Below are 14,443 nucleotides of genomic sequence, written 5' to 3' on the forward strand. Positions count from 1 at the left end.
AGGACGGAGTTGGGACGACGCGCCGCGAGGCGCGGTCAATGCATCGACGAGCGAACGGGCGCATCCCGGACACGCCGCGGCTCAGGGGGCGGGGCCATTCGCCGGCATCGCCGGCAGGTAACAGGTGACGGTGGTGCCTTGACCGGGCTTCGACTCGACGGTGAGCGCCCCGCCGAGGCGGTGAAGGATGACGCGGCAGAGGGTGAGGCTGAGGCCCATGCCCTTCTGCTGGCCGCGCTCCTTGGTGGAGAAATAAGGGTCGAAGATCTTGGGCAGCACCTCGTGCGGGATGCCGGCGCCGGTGTCGGAGATGCGGATTCGCACGTAATGTCCCGGACGCAGGTCGGTGGCCGGCGTCTTCTCGAGCGTCGCGTTTTCGGCCCGGACCGCGATGGACCCGCCGGCGGGCGTGGCCTCCCGGGCGTTGAGCAGCAGGCCGCGGAAGACCTGGGCCAGCTGCGTCTCGTTGCCCCGCACCGTCGCGAGATCCGGGGCCCATTCGCACACCTGCCGCACCGGCGCGTCGTGCAGGGTCAGCTCGATCGCCTGCCGCACGAGCGGGCGGAGGTCGAGCGTCCTCATGCCCGAGACGTCCCCGTCGGCGAAGGCGATCAGCTGCCGCGTGAGCGTCGCGGCGGCGTCGATCGTCGCCTTGGCCTGGTTGAGCAGGTGGCGCTGCGTGAGCGTCACCGGGCCGGAGAACTCGACCATGTCGAGGTTCAGCCGCAGCGCGGCGAGCAGGTTGTTGTAGTCGTGCGCCATGCCGCCGGCGAGGATGCCGGTCGACTCGAGCTTGCCGACCACCAGGCGCTCGCGCTCCGCCTCGCGCCGCTCGGTGACGTCGCGCGCGATGCCGAAGACGACATGCCGCTCGGGATCGGTGATCGACTGCCAGGACAGCCAGCGCGCGCTGCCGTCCTTGCACAGGTAGCGGTTCTCGAGCCAGCGCACCGGCACGCCCTCCGCGAGCTGCGCGCGGGCCGCCAGCGTCCGCTCGCGGTCCTCCGGGTGCATGAACTCGTGCACGGGACGCGAGAGCAGCTCCTCCTCGGACCAGCCCAGCACCCGCGTCCACGACGGATTCACTTTCTTGAAGTAGCCGTCGTCGAGGCTGGCAAAGCAGAGCAGATCGAGCGAGTGCTGGAAAAAATGGTCGAATTGCGCGCTGGTGATGGCGTGCGCGGCGTCCGATGCGAGAGGTGAAGAATCGGGCATGGCGGCTGTCCTAGGGGTATGCCGCTGCGCCGCGCGCGCAAGAGCGGTGTTGCCGTGGACCTCCGGGCGGGCGGCATGGCCGCGGGGCCGGCATTTTTTCTGTAACTGCAGCTGCTTTGCCGGGTTTATTAGGCACCGCAACCGCCCGGCGCCCTCCCTGCACCGGGCTGGCCGCACGTCCTCCCGGGCCGCGGCGATGGCCGACGAACCTTCCCTCAACCCCGTCACTCCATGCTCTCCGATCTGAAGTTCGCGCTCCGCTCGCTCGCCAAGACCCCCGGCTTCGCCCTCGTCGCCATCGTCACGCTCGCCCTCGGCATCGGCGCCAATTCCGGCGTGCTCAGCTTCCTCAATGTCCTGCTCTTCAAGCCGCTCCCGCTGCCGCACGTCCAGGAGCTCGTCTTCATGGGCGAGTATTCGCAGCAGGTGCCCAACATGTCCGTCTCCTACCCGAACTACGTCGACTGGCGCGACCGGCAGAAGAGCTTCACCCGCCTCGGCGCCTTCCGCGGCCAGTCCTTCAACTATGTCGGAGCCTCCGAGACGGAGCGCATCGGCGGCGCGGTGTTCTCGGCGGACATGTTCCCGGCCCTCGGCGTCGCGCCGAAACTCGGCCGCTGGTTCAGCGCCGACGAGGACAAGCCCGGCGCGGAGCGCGTCGCCGTCATCAGCGAGCGCTTCTGGCAGACTTCGCTCGGCGCCCGCGCCGACGTCCTCGGGGCCAAGATCACGCTCAGCGGCGAAATCTACTCGGTCGTCGGCGTGATGCCGGCGGACTTCCGCTTCCCGACCAACGCTCCCGACGTCTGGGTGCCGTTGGGGCTCAACGCCGATTCGATGGCCCAGCGCGGCAGCCACCCGGGCCTGTATTGCATCGGCCGGCTCAAGCCCGGTGTCTCGCTCGAGGCCGCGCGCGCCGACATGGTCGCGGTGGCCCGGCAGCTGGAGCAGCAGTATCCCCAGTCCAACACCGGCAACTCCGTCGCCATGCAGTCGCTCGTCGAGCGCGCCGTCGGCCAGCAGCGCGGCACGGTCTGGATCTCCTTCGCCGCCGCGCTCGGCGTGCTCCTCATCGCCTGCGCGAACGTCGCCAACCTCCTCCTCGCCCGCGCCGCCGTCCGCTCGCGGGAGTTCGCCGTGCGCGCCGCCCTCGGTGCCGGCCGCGGGCGCCTGATCCGCCTCGTGCTGACCGAAAGCGCCCTGCTCGGCCTCGCCGGCACGGCGCTGGGCCTCCTCGCCGGCTACGGCGTCATGCAGGGCATCAAGACCCTCATCCCCGCCAACTCGCCCTTCGTGAGCGAGGTGGCGATGGATGGCACCGTGCTCGGCCTCTCCGTCGTCATCGGCGTGGGCACCACCCTCCTCTTCGGCCTCGTGCCCGCCCTCTCCGGCACGCGGATCAACCTCAACGAGGCCCTCGCCTCCGGCGGCCGCAGCGGCAGCGCCGTCAACGCCCGCTGGCGCTCCGTGCTCGTCGCCGGCGAATTCGCCCTGACGCTCATGCTGCTCTTTGCCTCCGGCCTGATGATCCGGACGATCTACAATCTCTACCGCGCCGACCTTGGCCTGAAGACCGAGCGCATCGTCAGCTTCGGCTACGTCATGCCCGGCCGCGACTGGCAGGACGTCGCGAAGCGCCAGCAGCTGCTCGACCGCGCGCTGGCGGAGCTCGCTCGCCTGCCCGGCGTCACCCAGGTCGCGCTCACGAACCCGCTGCCGCTCTCCGGCGGCGGCAACCAGACCTCCTACCTCATCGAGGGCGAGCCCGAGCCCGGTCCCGGCAAGCGCCCGTCGACCGAAAACAACGCCGCCAGCGCCGCCTACTTCGAGACGATGCGCATCCCGCTGCTCCGCGGCCGCACCTTCACGGACCAGGAAAAGGCCGACGACCCCAACACGATCGTCATCGACGCCAAGTTCGCCGAGACGCACTTCGCCGGCCAGGACCCGATCGGCAAGCGGGTGAATTTCGGCATGCCCAACCAGCCGCCCGCCTACGCGACCATCATCGGCGTCGTCGGCCACGTGCAGAACTACGGCATCGGCCAGGACACCCGGGTGCAGATCTACTATCCCTACCGCCGCACGCCGCCCTCGTCGGTCAGCTTCGTCCTGCGCACGGCGCAGGATCCGGCCTCGCTCGCCTCCGCCATCCGCACGACGATGCGCCAGGTGGAACCGACGCTGCCCGTCTTCGCCCTGCGGACGATGGACGAGATCTTCGACGCCTCGGTCACGAATGAGCGCGTCATGCTCCGCCTGCTCGCGATCTTCGCCGGCATCGCGCTGCTCCTCGCCGCCATCGGTCTTTACGGCGTGCTCAGCTACATCGTCGCCCAGCGCACCCGCGAGGTCGGCGTGCGCATGGCGCTCGGCGCCACCGCCGCCGCCGTTCGCCAGCTGATGCTCGGCCAGGGCCTGCGCCTGGCCTTCATCGGCCTCGGCACCGGCCTGCTCGCCGCCGCCGGCCTGGGCAAGCTCATGAGCAGCGTGCTCTACGGCGTGTCGCCGTTCGATCTCCTCATCCTCACCGCGGTCTCGCTCGTGCTTCTCGCGATCGGGCTCGTCGCCAGCTGGCTCCCCGCCCACCGCGCCACGCGGATCAACCCCGTGGAGGCCCTGCGGGCGGAGTGACCGTAGCGGCGGCGCGGGGTGCTCCCTGGGCCGCCTTCGCAGCATCGACATTTGCCGGCCGCCGCGCTAGAGGTAGCCCGGCTCTCGAACTATTTTTCCGCGCTGGTTCGGCCGTCACCGTCCGCCAGCGATGCTCGAAAACGCCTTCATCAATCGTCCGACCCCGCCCGCCGACGGCGATCTCGCCGCCGCGCTCGGCCCGGCCAGGGCCGCGTGGGATGAGTTCCTCGCCACGCTCGCACGCGACCAGCTCGCGGATCGGCACGAATGGAAATGCCATTCGCCGAAGTGGGGCTGGTCGCTGCGGGTGTGCCGGAAGCAACGCACCATCGTCTGGCTCTCTCCCGGACGCGGCGGCTTCAACGTCGCATTCATCCTCGGCGCAAAGGCCGTCGCGGCCGCGCGGGCGGCTCGGTTGCCCGCGAGCGTCTCGTCGGCACTCGCCATCGCGCCGAAATACCCCGAGGGCACCGGCCTCCGGCTGGTCGTGAAATCCGTCCGCTCCCTCCCCGCCCTGCGCCGGCTCGCCGCGATCAAGGCCGCGAACTGAACCCGCCCGCCCTCCCGCCATGAAAGTCCGCGGTGTCGATTTCATCCTCCATCCCGTGCAGGACATCGCGGCCGGCGTCCGATTCTACCGCGACGTGCTCGGATTGCCGCTCGAGGTCTGGAGCGAGGCCGATCGCTGGGCGGAGTTCGACTGCGGCAACGTCACGCTGGTCCTCCAGGGCGGCGAAGCCAGCGCACCCTCCGGCGCACGTCCCAAGCTGGCGCTGGCCGTCGACGACATCGACCAGGCGTATGCGGCGCTGCAGGAGCGGGGCGCGACCGTGCTGCATCCGCCGCAGGACTACGGTGTCTGCCGCGCGTTCGAAATCCGCGATCCGGACGGCAATGCGATCCTCTTGCATCGGCGCACCGACGGCACGTTTGGCCCCGCCTCCAATCTGCCCGCGGCCCCCTGAGGGCGTCGCTCCCGCCGCGCCCGCTTCCCCTTATGCGCTACCTCGCTCTCGAACGCGAACTCCCCGTCCTCCCGCGTGCCGACCTGCCGGACTTGCTCCGCCAGGAGGCCGCCGCGGTGTGGCAGCTCCAGAAAACCGGCCTCCTGCGCGAAATCTGGTTCACCACTCCCGAACGCCACGCCGTGATCCTGCTCGAGTGTCCGAGCGCCGTGGCCGCCCGCGAGCACCTCGCCAGCCTGCCGCTGGCGCGCGCCGGGCGCGTCGAGTTCGTCCTGCACGAACTCCAGCCCTACGACGGCTACGAGCGGCTCTTCGCCCGCGGCGCCGCGCAGGTGCACGCGCGCGACGAGCCGGCGGAATACTGAATGGCGCCCGCGCGCCCCGTCGCCGCGCGATTTCCCCGGAACGTCACTTGCGGGTCCCAGTCGTAACGATATCATCACGGCATCGCCCGTGATCGCCGGTGCAGTTCCTCAACCCGTTCCCGCCATGAGTCTCATCGCCACCCAAATCCGCCAGAAAGACGCCCGCTTCTACTTCGCCTCCTACCCGTCCGACCGCCTGCTCGAAAAGATCCGCTTCATCAGCCGATTCTACGACGAGGCCGGCGCGCAGATCCGACCGGAGGACGTGCCCGCCGAGGACGACGTCGCCCAGTTCATCGCCCGGGTCGAGCGCAGCGACCAGGCGTTCCAGCGCGAACTGTCGCGCAACAAGATCCGCGCCATCCGCAATTTCTACGAGACCGCCGTCACCCAGCCGCCGATCCCCGGCACGGTGCTGCTCTTCACGCCGCAGACGCTCGGCTTCGAGGCGTGGAGCGACGGCTCCGGCGTCGGCCGCCTGCAGGAACCGGCGGAGAAATTCCTCGTCATCGACGGCCAGCACCGGCTTGCCGCGCTCGAGTTCTACATGCGCACCCATCCGGACGAGGCGAAGAACATCGCCGTGCCGTGCGTGATCTTCGACGGCCGCAGCGACGACTTCGCCACGGAGATGTTCGTCATCATCAACTCCACGCCGACCCGCATCAACAAGAGCCACCTCGTCGACCTTTACGAGCGCGTCTCCTGGGCCGAACCCGACCGCCGCTTCGCGGCGCACATCGCCGAGCAGCTTTACCGCGCCGACGACAGCCCGCTCCAATACCGCATCAACCGCCTCGGCGGCCGCAGCCGGCAGGAAAAATGGATTCTCCAGGCCGAGCTCTTCAACGAGATCCATCGCTGGGTGAAGCTCGCGTGGAAGGAGATCGAGCCCGCCGGCACCGACAAGCGCGCCGCGCTGCGCTATTACGAGCAGGCCCGCGACTTTCTCAAGGCCGCCGCCCGCGTCTGGGGCGAGGCGTGGGGCGACGCCGGCTACATGGTCACGAAGCCCGTCACCCTGAAAGCCATGCTCCGCGTCTGCGCCGACCTCAGCGCGGCCGATGCCGAGCCGGCCGACGGTCGCGTGGAGCGCTGGACCGCCCGCCTGGCGCCGTGGACCGGGCAGATCGCCCAGTTCCGCAGCGACGGCTTCTACGAGCGCTTTCCCTCGAAGGGACAGGTCGAGCGCGTGGCCAAGATCCATCGCGAACTGTCGAAGTGGGCCGGCATCCCGACCCGCGGGCGCGGCTGACGCACCGCCGCTCCCGGCCGAGCCCCTCGCCGGACGCGCCGACTGCCGGCCGGCGCGCCTCCCTCAACCCGTGCAGGACAACACCCCAGAAGCGACGGCGGCGTGAACTTCTGCGACATTTCGCGTTTTTTGGTTTAGCCCGGGCGCACGGCGCTCCAACGTCCGCCGTGTGACCGACGCTGGCCTTTCGTCCTCACCTGCCCCTGACCCCGCGCACGCCGCCACCCCGGCGGAGCTGCTTGCCCTCGTCTACGACGAATTGCGCCGCCTCGCGGCGGCCAAGATCGCCCGCGAGTCCGCCGGCATCACGCTGCAACCCACCGCCCTCGTCCACGAGGCATGGCTGCGGCTCGGCGGCGATGCCCAGCCCGCCTGGGCCAACCGCCGGCACTTCTTCGCCGCCGCCGCCGAGAGCATGCGCCGCATCCTGATCGACAACGCGCGGCGCAAGAACGCCGTCCGCCGCGGCGCCGGCGCCACGAAGCTCAGCGCCAACTCGACCGGCTTCGACATCGCGGAGTCCACGCCGGACGACGAGCTCCTCCTGGTCAACGACGCCCTCGACGCCCTCGCGACGCACGACGCGCGCAAGGCCGAGCTGGTGAAGTTGAAATACTTCGGCGGCCTCACGCTCGAGGAAGCCGGCGACACCCTCGGAATTTCCCACCGCACGGCGAAGCGCGACTGGGCCTATGCGCGCGCCTGGCTCTTCAACGAAATCAACCGCCAACGGGGCTGAGCCGGAGCTCGCCCCGGAATCCACGGAGCATCCCGGGACGCGCCCGTCCGCCACGCCGCGTCTCCCGTGCTCCGCGCCTTCCGCGGCCTCCTCATGGCCCCCTTGGCCGGAAAAATGCGCTTAGAGCAAGCCGGACCTCTTTCCCCGCCCTTTCCCCACCGCATTGAACCGACCTGACGACGAAATCTTCGCCGACGCCCTCGAGCTTCCCCAGCCCGAGCGCGCCGCTTTCCTGGACCGTGCCTGCGCCGGCGATGCCGCGCAGCGGGCGCGCGTCGAAGCCCTGCTGGCGAGCGCCGAAGCCGCCACCCGCGACTTCCTGGAGGTGCCGCCCGTCACCCGCCCCGAGTCCCCCGAGGAAAAGGTCGGCGACCGGATCGGCGCCTACCTCCTGCGGCGTCGCATCGGCGAGGGCGGCTGCGGCGTCGTCTACCTGGCGGAGCAGACGGAGCCGATCCGCCGCCAGGTCGCGCTGAAGGTCATCAAGCTCGGCATGGACACGCGCGAAGTCATCGCGCGCTTCGAGGCCGAGCGGCAGACGCTGGCGCTGATGGACCACCCGTGCATCGCGCGCGTCTACGACGCCGGCGCGACCGACACCGGCCGGCCGTTCTTCGTCATGGAGTTCGTCGACGGCCTGCCGATCACGCGCTTCTGCGACGAGCATCGCCTCACCACCGAGCAGCGCCTCGATCTCTTCGCCCGCGTCTGCCTCGCCATCCAGCACGCGCACCAGAAGGGCATCATCCATCGCGACGTGAAGCCGTCGAACATCCTCGTCGCGATGCACGACGACACGCCGATGCCCAAGGTGATCGACTTCGGCATCGCCAAGGCCACGCAGGGCCGCCTCGCGCAGCGGACGCTCCTCACCCAGGTCGACCAGCTCGTCGGCACGCCCGCCTACATGAGCCCCGAGCAGGTCGAGTCGCGCGATCTCGACATCGACACGCGCAGCGACGTCTATTCGCTCGGCGTCCTCCTCTACGAGCTGCTCGCCGGCCGGCCGCCCTACGACCCGCAATCCCTCGTCCAGGCCGGCCTGGCCGAGATCCGCCGCATCATCCGCGAAGTCGACCCGCCCCGCCCTTCCACCCGCCTCGCCACCCTCGCCGCCGCCGATCGCGACACCGTCGCCCGCCTCCGCAACGCCGCGCCCGTGCAGCTGACCTCCGTGCTCCGCGGCGATCTCGACTGGATCGTGATGCGCTGCCTGGAGAAGGATCGCGCCCGCCGTTACGGCACGGCCTCCGAGCTGGCCGATGACATCCGCCGCCACCTGCGGCACGAGACGGTCGCCGCCCGGCCGCCCGACGCGCTTTACCGCGCCCGCAAGTTCATCTCCCGCCACCGTCTCGCCTGCGCCAGCGTGGCCGCCATCGCCGCGTCGCTCGTCGCCGGCACGGTCGTCAGCCTGGTGCAGGCCAATCGCGCCCGCCGCGCCGAGGCCCTCGCCCGCCTGGAGCGCGATGTCGCCCGGGCGGCCCAGCAGGCCGAGGGCGTCGCCCGCGCCGACGCCCAGCGCCGGCAGGACCAGGCCGAGGCGCTGCTCACGTTCATGCTCGGCGACTTCCGGTCCGAGCTGAAGAAGATCGGCAAGCTCGGCCTGCTCGACGCCGTCGGCGACAAGGCGATGGCGCACTTCGCCGCCCTCGATCCGAAGGACCTGACCGACCCCGCGCTCACCCAGCAGGCCAAGGCCCTCACCCAGATCGGCGAAATCCGCCTCGACCAGGCGCGCTACGTCGACGCCGCGAAGGCATTCGAGACCGCCTACCAGCGCTCCGCCGCCCTGGTCACGCGCCACCCGCAGAACGCCGACATGCTCTTCGAGCGCGCCCAGGCCGAGTTCTGGATCGGCTTCACCGCCCGCCGCAGAGGCGACGTCACCGCCGCCCGCGAGTGGCTGACGCGCTACCGGGACTCGACGACCGCTCTTGAGCAACTCGAGGGCAGCACTACCCGGGCTTTACGCGAAAGCAGCTCCGGAGCACACAACCTCGCCGTGCTGGAATTCGAGCAAGGCAACCTGGCCATGGCGAAGATCGGCTTCGAGGCCGTGCGCAAGGCACGGGAGCAACTGGCACTCGCCCATCCGAACGATTTGTCGATCCAAGCCCAGCTCGCCGACAACTCATCCTGGTTGGGTCGCGTCGCGGAGTCCGACGGCAGATACGCTGACGCACTGGGGCATTACGGGGAAATGAATCGGCTGCTGACGCAGTTGATCGCGTTGGAGCCAAACGTGCCGCGTTGGCGGTCTCGTTTCGCCGACGGCTTGGTCTTTTCCGCAACGGTGATGGCGTTCACCGGCGATAAAGAGCGAGCGGCGGAAAAGATGGCCGAGGCCCAATCGATCTACGATGCTCTGGCGAAGAGCGATCAACAGAATCAACAATGGCGTATCTTGGCCCTTTCGCTCGCGTTGATTCGTGCAGAGCATGAAATTGGCTCCGGCAGCACCGAGCCAGCCAGCCGGCTTCTCGACTCGGCGCGAAAAGAAATTGTCGAGCTCGCTGCAGCCGAACCGACGTCCCAAACGTTTCGCCGACGTCTGGCCACCGCCTATCGCCTCGATGCCAGACTGAACCTTGAGCGCGCGCCGAACCTCGCCTTGGAGGCCGCGACTCGTGCCGCATCCATTCTCCAGGCGCTCCTGAACACCGACCCAAACGACGCTTGGCTTGTCTGGGAGTATGCACAATCAGTCCTTCTTGCTGGTCGGGCCGAGGCGAAACTGCAGCACCACGCCGAAGCGGAACAGCGCTGGCGAAGCCTGATCGGCGTTCTCTCGCCGCAGGTCGAGCGCAGATCCAATGAGTGGCGTCTGCTCGATCCACTCGCCCAAGCCAACGCGCTCGTTGGCGAGGAGAAATCAGCGCGGTCCCTCGTCGCCGAGTTAAAGCGCCACGGCTACCGCGCCGTTGATCCTTTGTCCGCTTCCACCCTGGAAGTTCCCTGAAACACACATCCCACAACATGTATACTGCCACCACTCAGATCACTATCACGCAGTTCGTGCCCATCACGCAGTTCCCGGCCAATGGGAACTGCACCCAGGCGACCATCTCGCCGCCGGTCAACACCTCGCCGCAGCCGCCGAACCAGAAAACGCCCGTTTTCACCGGTGACGGCCAATCCATTACCATCACCGTGCCGCAGGGATACCAAGGCGGAACCCAGCTGACCTATCAGCTCTTCGATCCGCAATATGTCCTGCTGGGGCTCGCGTTCAAAGGCCCGATCGGCGGGGCCGGACGGGAGGAGTTCAATCAGATCGACGTCTATCGCGACACCACGAGCAGCCAGATCATCGTCACGGACACCTGCGATCCCAAGTTCAGCGGCGTCGAATACCAATATGTGATCCTGATTCAGGAAGTGGCGACCGGCGCGATCGGCATGATCGATCCGGACATTGAAACCGACATCAACAAGTAAGGTAGCAGGGAAACCCAAACTCACCGAGGCCGCTTCACGGAAGCGGCCTTTTCTTTTGTCGGGCCGTGACCCCTTTCGGGGCGGCTTTGCGCATGAGGAGATCGACGCCGGGACCACGCGCCGGCGCACCCTTTCATCGATCCCCGACCGCCATGAATCGTCCGACTGTTTTCCCCGCCGTGCGCCAGGTGCAGACCTTCATCGTGCCCGAGGATGGTCTTTACGTCATCGAGGCCTGCGGCGCGCAGGGCGGCGAAGGCGGTGGGCCGGGCGGCAAGGGCGCGCGCGTGAGCGGCCTCTTCCGGTTCCTGGCGGGCGAGCGGCTGTGCATCGTCGTCGGACAGCGCGGCGAATCCGGCCTCCGTCCCACGCATGCGGCGGGCGGCGGGGGCGGCGGCTCGTTCGTCTGGCGCTGCACGGGCGGGACGCGGCCGTCCTTTCCGCTGCTCGCGGCCGGCGGCGGTGGCGGCGGCAGTGGCGGCGACGGACGCATCACGGCCGACGGCGGCGTCGGCGGCGGCGCGGGCGGCACCGACGGTTTCGGCGGCAAGACCGACCTGGAGAATTTTCACTACAGCGGTGGCGGCGGCGCGGGCTGGCGCGGTCCGGGCGCGCGCGGCGCCCTGCCGACCCATTGCGGCGGCGGCGCGCACTGGAGCGGCGGCGAGGGCGCCAACTACGGCGGCTTCCACGGCGGCGACGGCGGCTGGGGCGGCGGCGGCGGCGGCTCGTTCTTCGGCCACGGCTCCGGCGGCGGCGGCGGCTACAGCGGCGGCGGCGGCGGCACCGAGATGGGCCCCGCGGGCGGCGGCGGCGGCTCCTTCAATGCCGGTGCCAAGCAGGAGAACACTCCCGGGTTTCAGTCCGGCCACGGCACGGTGTCCATCTGTCTCGTGGTCGCCTTCCACTCCCCGGCCCTCCGCGGGATCGAGCCGCCCGCGCCTTCCGACCGGCGCGAGGACGGCACGCCCTGAGCCGGCTCTCCCTTCCGCGACAGATCCGCAAAGATCCCCGTTCGGAATGTAGGGGCGCCTCGCTGGCCCGCAGGCGCCCCTACACATTTTCGGCCCAGGCCCGGCGGCGGGGGCTATCAAGCAGGGCGCGGGCGCAAATTTTCTCCCGACCCCGACCGGAACCGCACCCTGGGGCGGTCGGGCGAAAATTTTCCGCAACTTCGTGGCCGCGCACGGTGTTGTCCCGGTCAATCCGCGCTTCCCCGCCGGGTTCCTGCACCACACCTGCCATGTCCACGCTGCTTCACGACCTCCGCTTCGCCACCCGCATCCTCGCCAAAAGCCCCGGCTTCACCGCCATCGCCGTCTGCACCCTCGCCCTCGCGATCGGCGTCAACTCCGCCATCTTCTCCCTCGTCAACGGCCTGCTGCTCAAGCCCGTCGTCCTCGAGCGGCCGCAGGAGGTCGTGAGCGTCTTCTCGGCGCGCAAGGACGCCTCGCGCGATTACCGCCAGTTCTCCTTCACCGAATACCAGGCACTGCTGGACGCGAAGGACGTGTTCACCGAGGTCGCCGCGGTGAACTTCTCGCTCGTCGGCGTGGGCCGCGAGCCGGGCGAGATGCGCCGGAGCTTCGTGTTCATGGTCACGGACAGCTTCTTCCCGCTCATGGGCGCCAAGCCCGCCGCCGGCCGCTTCTTCAACGCCGACGAAACCCGTCCCAACGCCAACCTCCCCGTCGTCGTCGCCAGCTACCCGCTGTGGCAGCGGCTCGGCCGCCGCGCGGACTTCGTCGGCTCGACGCTGCGCATCAATGACAAGCCCTACACCGTCATCGGCGTCGCCCCCGAGGGTTTCTCGGGCATCAGCGCGCTGATCTCGCCGGAAGTCTGGCTGCCGACCGGCGTCTTCTCGCAGATCGCGGCGGCCTTCGGCGACGGCACGGACATGCGCGACCTCGCCGCGGCGAAAAATTACACGCTCAACGTCTACGCCCGCCTCGCCCCCGGCCTCACGCTCGAGACGGCCAAGGCGCGCCTGCCCGTCCTCGAGCAGCGCCTCACCGCGCTCCAGCCGCCCGACACCCAGGGCACGCGCGAGCTCCAGCTGACCGTGCCGAGCAAGTTCAGCATCAGCACCACGCCCGAGAGCGAGGGCTCCATCGGCCTCCTCGCCACGCTGCTGCTCGCCATGGCCGGCGTCGTCCTCCTCATCGCCTCGCTCAACCTGGCCAACATGCTCCTCGCCCGCGGCACCGCCCGCGCCCGCGAGATGGCCGTCCGCCTCGCCATCGGCGCCAGCCGCGGCCAGATCATCCGCCAGCTCCTGATCGAGGGCCTCCTGCTCGCCCTCCTCGGCGGCGGCGCGGGCCTGCTGCTCAGCTACTGGGCGAACACCCTGCTCGAGCGCTCGTTCACCGCCCTGCTCAGCTCGATGAATTTCTCGATCTCGGGCGGCCTCGCGCCCGACGGCACGGTCCTCGCCGCCACCGTCCTGTTCTGCGTCGCCTCGACCCTCGTCTTCAGCCTCGGGCCCGCGCTCAAGGCCGCGCGCACCGACGTCGTCACCGACCTCAAGGCCAACGGCGCCGAGTCCGCCGCCAGCGGCCGCTTCAACCGCTTCTTCGCCCCGCGGCACATCCTCGTCATGACGCAGATGACGCTCTCGCTTGTCCTGCTCTTCAGCGCCGGCCTGTTCTTCCGCGGCGCGATGAAGGCCAGCGGCCTCGACGTCGGCTTCGAGCCGCGCGGCGCCGTGCTGGCGGAGATGGATTTCTCGCTCACCAACACCCCGCCGCAGGAAGGCCTGCGCCGCATGGCCGCGCTCGCTGACCGCGTGCGCGCGCTGCCGGGCGTCGAGTCCGCCGGCTACACCACGCTCATTCCCTACGGCAACATCACGAACATGACGCGCATCATGCCGGCCAGCGAGCCGATGCCCGTCACCACCGACCCGAAGGCCCCGCGCCCCGGCGCCAACGGCATCGACGCCGCCATCACCCCCGGCTTCCTCCAGGCCATCGGCGTGAAGCTCCTCCGCGGCCGCGACTTCACCGAGACCGAGGCGCGCGACAAGAACTCGCCCAAGGTCGTCATCATCGACGAGGGCATGGCGCAGAAACTCTTCCCCAACGGCGACGCCCTCGGCCAGCGCGTGAAGTTCACCCAGGCGCCGGTCGACGGCTCGGTCAACGAACTGGAGATCGTCGGCATCTGCGCGGCGCACCGCCACGACCTGACCGACAACCAGAGCGCCGGCCCGGCGCGCCGCGTCTATTTCCCCTCGCCCAGCGCTACAACGCCAGCGTCTTCCTCGCCGCGCGGCTGGCCACCCAGGACCCGGCGGCCGTCCTCCACGCCCTCGGCACGCTGCGCACCGAGCTCCGGCGCGCCGACCCCGACCTGCCGCTGCTCCAGCTCCTGCCGTTCACCGCCCTCCTCGAGCGCAGCATCACGCTCTGGATCGTCCGTCTCGGCGCCGTGCTCTTCGGCATCTTCGGCGTCATCGCCCTCGCCCTTGCCGTCGTCGGCGTCTACGGCGTCAAGGCCTACGCCGTCGAGCGCCGCACCCGCGAGATCGGCATCCGCATCGCGCTCGGCGCGGATCGCAGCGACGTCTTCGGCCTCATCATGAAGCAGGGCGCGCTCCAGACCGCCGTGGCCGTGGGCGCGGGCCTCGCGCTCTCGCTGCTGGTCGGCCAGGTGCTCGCCAGCGTCCTCTACCAGGTCAGCCCGCTCGATCCGGTCGCGCTCGGCGTCTCCACGCTCGTGCTCACCGGCGCGACGCTCGCCGCCTGCTTCTTCCCTGCCCGCCGCGCCACCCGCGTCAGCCCCACCACCGCGCTGCGCGCCGAGTAAGCCCGTTTCTCCTCCTCCC

Annotated in this window: 11 protein-coding genes and 1 pseudogene; 11 read left to right on the forward strand and 1 reads right to left on the reverse strand. The window is 69.7% G+C overall.

Going from position 1 to position 14,443, the window contains the following annotated elements; all coding sequences use genetic code 11:
• Window positions 1-81: 81 nt before the first annotated feature.
• On the reverse strand, window positions 82-1,215 hold the full coding sequence (locus ACMYLB_RS12615; protein ID WP_415907357.1) for a two-component system sensor histidine kinase NtrB: 1,134 nt from the start codon (window positions 1,213-1,215) through the stop codon (window positions 82-84).
• Window positions 1,216-1,446: 231 nt separating this feature from the next.
• Between ACMYLB_RS12615 and ACMYLB_RS12620 the strand changes: the two genes are divergently transcribed.
• From ACMYLB_RS12620 to ACMYLB_RS12670, 11 genes and pseudogenes are all read left to right on the forward strand, one after another.
• Entirely contained in the window at window positions 1,447-3,849 is a 2,403-nt protein-coding gene (locus tag ACMYLB_RS12620; RefSeq protein WP_415907358.1) for an ABC transporter permease, read from the forward strand.
• Window positions 3,850-3,979: 130 nt separating this feature from the next.
• On the forward strand, window positions 3,980-4,399 hold the full coding sequence (locus ACMYLB_RS12625) for a DUF3788 family protein (protein WP_415907359.1): 420 nt from the start codon (window positions 3,980-3,982) through the stop codon (window positions 4,397-4,399).
• Between the two features lie 19 nt (window positions 4,400-4,418).
• Window positions 4,419-4,814 carry a VOC family protein gene (locus ACMYLB_RS12630; protein WP_415907360.1) on the forward strand — a complete coding sequence of 132 codons (396 nt, stop codon included), beginning with the start codon at window positions 4,419-4,421 and terminating at the stop codon, window positions 4,812-4,814.
• 32 nt (window positions 4,815-4,846) lie between these two features.
• The gene (locus tag ACMYLB_RS12635; protein ID WP_415907361.1) at window positions 4,847-5,179 is read left to right on the forward strand and encodes a hypothetical protein; all 333 of its coding nucleotides are present in this window, start codon (window positions 4,847-4,849) and stop codon (window positions 5,177-5,179) included.
• 124 nt (window positions 5,180-5,303) lie between these two features.
• Entirely contained in the window at window positions 5,304-6,434 is a 1,131-nt protein-coding gene (locus tag ACMYLB_RS12640; protein WP_415907362.1) for a DGQHR domain-containing protein, read from the forward strand.
• A gap of 169 nt (window positions 6,435-6,603) precedes the next feature.
• Window positions 6,604-7,173 (forward strand): sigma-70 family RNA polymerase sigma factor, encoded by a 570-nt coding sequence (locus tag ACMYLB_RS12645; protein WP_415907363.1) that lies wholly within the window; start codon window positions 6,604-6,606, stop codon window positions 7,171-7,173.
• Between the two features lie 163 nt (window positions 7,174-7,336).
• Window positions 7,337-10,135, forward strand: a complete 2,799-nt coding sequence (locus tag ACMYLB_RS12650; RefSeq protein WP_415907364.1) for a protein kinase domain-containing protein — start codon at window positions 7,337-7,339, stop codon at window positions 10,133-10,135.
• Between the two features lie 17 nt (window positions 10,136-10,152).
• Window positions 10,153-10,614, forward strand: coding sequence for a hypothetical protein (locus tag ACMYLB_RS12655; protein ID WP_415907365.1), 462 nt, complete (start codon window positions 10,153-10,155; stop codon window positions 10,612-10,614).
• A 152-nt stretch (window positions 10,615-10,766) separates the two neighbouring features.
• Window positions 10,767-11,588 (forward strand): hypothetical protein, encoded by an 822-nt coding sequence (locus tag ACMYLB_RS12660; RefSeq protein ID WP_415907366.1) that lies wholly within the window; start codon window positions 10,767-10,769, stop codon window positions 11,586-11,588.
• Window positions 11,589-11,857: 269 nt separating this feature from the next.
• Window positions 11,858-13,807 (forward strand): annotated as a pseudogene (locus tag ACMYLB_RS12665) (ABC transporter permease); the annotation flags it as partial.
• Between the two features lie 239 nt (window positions 13,808-14,046).
• Window positions 14,047-14,424, forward strand: a complete 378-nt coding sequence (locus ACMYLB_RS12670; RefSeq protein WP_415907367.1) for an FtsX-like permease family protein — start codon at window positions 14,047-14,049, stop codon at window positions 14,422-14,424.
• The last annotated feature ends 19 nt before the right edge of the window (window positions 14,425-14,443 follow it).

The sequence above is a fragment of the Oleiharenicola sp. Vm1 genome, from assembly GCF_047777955.1.
GTDB lineage: Bacteria > Verrucomicrobiota > Verrucomicrobiia > Opitutales > Opitutaceae > Didemnitutus.

What these genes read in the sequence shown, in the direction of transcription:
- ACMYLB_RS12615 (WP_415907357.1), bottom strand. Translation starts at nt 1,215, where the DNA reads ATGCCCGATTCTTCACCTCTCGCATCGGACGCCGCGCACGCCATCACC.
- ACMYLB_RS12620 (WP_415907358.1), top strand. Translation starts at nt 1,447, where the DNA reads ATGCTCTCCGATCTGAAGTTCGCGCTCCGCTCGCTCGCCAAGACCCCC.
- ACMYLB_RS12625 (WP_415907359.1), top strand. Translation starts at nt 3,980, where the DNA reads ATGCTCGAAAACGCCTTCATCAATCGTCCGACCCCGCCCGCCGACGGC.
- ACMYLB_RS12630 (WP_415907360.1), top strand. Translation starts at nt 4,419, where the DNA reads ATGAAAGTCCGCGGTGTCGATTTCATCCTCCATCCCGTGCAGGACATC.
- ACMYLB_RS12635 (WP_415907361.1), top strand. Translation starts at nt 4,847, where the DNA reads ATGCGCTACCTCGCTCTCGAACGCGAACTCCCCGTCCTCCCGCGTGCC.
- ACMYLB_RS12640 (WP_415907362.1), top strand. Translation starts at nt 5,304, where the DNA reads ATGAGTCTCATCGCCACCCAAATCCGCCAGAAAGACGCCCGCTTCTAC.
- ACMYLB_RS12655 (WP_415907365.1), top strand. Translation starts at nt 10,153, where the DNA reads ATGTATACTGCCACCACTCAGATCACTATCACGCAGTTCGTGCCCATC.
- ACMYLB_RS12660 (WP_415907366.1), top strand. Translation starts at nt 10,767, where the DNA reads ATGAATCGTCCGACTGTTTTCCCCGCCGTGCGCCAGGTGCAGACCTTC.